Origin of the sequence: Vibrio sp. VP6 (assembly GCF_028823755.1) — a bacterium.
GTDB lineage: Bacteria > Pseudomonadota > Gammaproteobacteria > Enterobacterales > Vibrionaceae > Vibrio > Vibrio parahaemolyticus.
Window position 1 is genome coordinate 1 of sequence record NZ_JAPEID010000116.1, and the last position, 2,276, is coordinate 2,276.

Annotated in this window: 4 protein-coding genes; all 4 read left to right on the forward strand. The window is 43.5% G+C overall.

The window, feature by feature from the left end:
- On the forward strand, window positions 1-368 hold a 368-nt coding region (locus OU793_RS24200), incomplete at its 5' end, for a GlyGly-CTERM sorting domain-containing protein (RefSeq protein WP_274647892.1).
- A 143-nt stretch (window positions 369-511) separates the two neighbouring features.
- Window positions 512-781, forward strand: a complete 270-nt coding sequence (locus OU793_RS24205) for a helix-turn-helix domain-containing protein (protein WP_025789761.1) — start codon at window positions 512-514, stop codon at window positions 779-781.
- Between the two features lie 242 nt (window positions 782-1,023).
- Complete coding sequence (locus OU793_RS24210) at window positions 1,024-1,176, forward strand: Hok/Gef family protein (RefSeq protein ID WP_024700485.1); 153 nt, start codon at window positions 1,024-1,026, stop codon at window positions 1,174-1,176.
- 661 nt (window positions 1,177-1,837) lie between these two features.
- Entirely contained in the window at window positions 1,838-2,263 is a 426-nt protein-coding gene (locus tag OU793_RS24215; protein WP_023624144.1) for a hypothetical protein, read from the forward strand.
- Window positions 2,264-2,276: the final 13 nt, after the last annotated feature.

Sequence of the window (2,276 nt, forward strand, 5' to 3'; positions counted from 1 at the left end):
TTGACGGCTGGCATTACCCAACCCTCGTTGATACTGACGCAAATGGCAAAGCGACGATCACCATTCAATCACTGCATCGAGACGACGTTGTGGATACCGCTTGGGGTGACAATGTCACCATTGTCGGTGGCACCTGTTTGGATGGACTCATCAAACCCTTTGATAAATGTACGTATGACATCGAAAGTGACGGGACTCAAGGCGAGCTTTACTTAACCGATGACGAAGTCATTCACATCAACAAACCAATTGAAAATACAGGTGGTGACGGTGGTAACAATAACACTGATAACGATGATAGTGGTGGTTCTATGGGCTTTTGGCCTCTCCTTCTTCTAGGCATTGCGACTTTACGCCGCAAACGCTAATCTCGCCTTCATTCATTTTTGTGTTCAGGTCAGCCTTATCGCTGGCCTTTTGTTTTTACGTTGGCTCAACGCACTCTAGGGCTTATCCCTTAAAGGCTTGAGTCACTTATCCACTGAAAGCGGGCATAAGTTCGGGATAAATCATGAACAACACCACTGAAGCAACGCCTCAAACGGGGCCAATTGACCAACATTTCATTGCTGAGCACATCTATCAGCTCCTGGGAAACTGTCGAGAAGATCCCGATTTGAGCTGGCTTTACCCACTTATTAAAACGGCCATTGCGGAAGCGGCCTTGATCCACACTCACGGCAATCAACGTAAAGCAGCGAACGTACTTGGAATACATCGCTTCACGGTATCAGCGCATTACCGTGCTTATTCGAAATGGAAGGAAGGGCGAAGCCAATAAATTCTCTACTTATTCGTCAGTATATTTAGATGTTATCGGCATAAAGTCTCGAAAAGGGATAGAAAAAGCCATTAATAATCACGTATGATTGCCGTCGGGAGCTTTTGGTTGTCTACCAAAAGTTTGATCTCTGCTGGCGGTAGATAAACAAAAACCCCGAATGAACTATAAATTCAAACGAGGTTTTAGTGTATGTACTTCGCAATACAGATACTAGCCTCTTCACTGACTGGAGGCAAGCGATGCCGGATAAAAAATACGCTCTTTTAGGGCTTATCACCGTATGTATGACTGCGTTGTGCGCGCTATGGATGGTACGCGACTCACTGTGTGAGTTCGAATACCACAACGCAAATACAAACGTTCTGGCAACGCTCGCCTACGAAGTGAAGTAAGCTGGCCAGGAAGGGCGGTAACAGGAAGCCGCTCTTCCTGATTCAGTTTGCTAAGTATAACGTCCATAAGCTCCCATTACTTTTCTTGCCCGTTTCGTTCGACACACAAACTCTTAATCTCCAACTCTAAACACAAACCTTCTGCGCCAATTAAAGCGCTTTTGGCGCCTCTCTGCGCCCTAAATAAATTAAGGAACATCCCATGCTCTCCAGACTTAAAGAAGAGTGGTTAGCGTTAACGCTCATCATTTTTGTCATTTCTGTAACTTCTGCATTTTGCTACACCATTTTATTGGGCTTCACATTATCTATGTCTATTACGTATATGCCGACTTCAACATTTAATGAAGCGAACCGAATCGCACTCAGTTTGTTAATACCATCAGTATTATGGTTATCTAGATGGTCTTGGCGCTGGTGTGGACCGATGGACCTTCGTCCTCAAATAGTTTTCTCTCTGATCAGTTGGATCATACTTTCAATCGAGATGATTAATCTATTACAGATTGCGCATAACGCAGGTTTGAATGAATGGCATATCTCTATCCCCGCAACAATCTTACTTCTCCTTATCGATGGCATACACACGCTTTACAGAAAAAGAAGGTAGTTCAGCCGCCACAAACTGCGCATCGTCATTACGAATTACATTGAGGTCACTATGAATGCAGAGTTAATCATTGGAACCGCATTTCTATTTGTTGGGCACTTCACATATAAACAGGTTTACGTAAAAACCAAACGACTTTCGATACAAAGACACCTATTTGCTTTGCAATGTTCTTTGCGAGATGAATTAGTTCAACAAGAAGAGAATTTAGAAGAGGAAGAGATCAAAACCTTCCTGATGGTTGATAATGGGTTAAATCGGACTTATCAAACCCTCTCCAGCTCAATGCTGGCTCGACATCCCTTGAAAGCATCACATTCAGATAGCAACAGAAAGTCTCATTTTCTAAAACGTTTAGAACAAACACGTTCACCACAACTTACTTCCATCATTCAGAAGGCTGACGAACTGTTACGCCAAGAGTTCAACGTCGATACGCCATTCACAAGGATCATCGTCGATAGTAATGAATACTAACAAGGCGTCTTTG

Excerpts from the sequence above, each read along its gene's own strand:
- OU793_RS24205 (WP_025789761.1), top strand. The coding sequence starts at position 512 with ATGAACAACACCACTGAAGCAACGCCTCAAACGGGGCCAATTGACCAA.
- OU793_RS24210 (WP_024700485.1), top strand. The coding sequence starts at position 1,024 with ATGCCGGATAAAAAATACGCTCTTTTAGGGCTTATCACCGTATGTATG.
- OU793_RS24215 (WP_023624144.1), top strand. The coding sequence starts at position 1,838 with ATGAATGCAGAGTTAATCATTGGAACCGCATTTCTATTTGTTGGGCAC.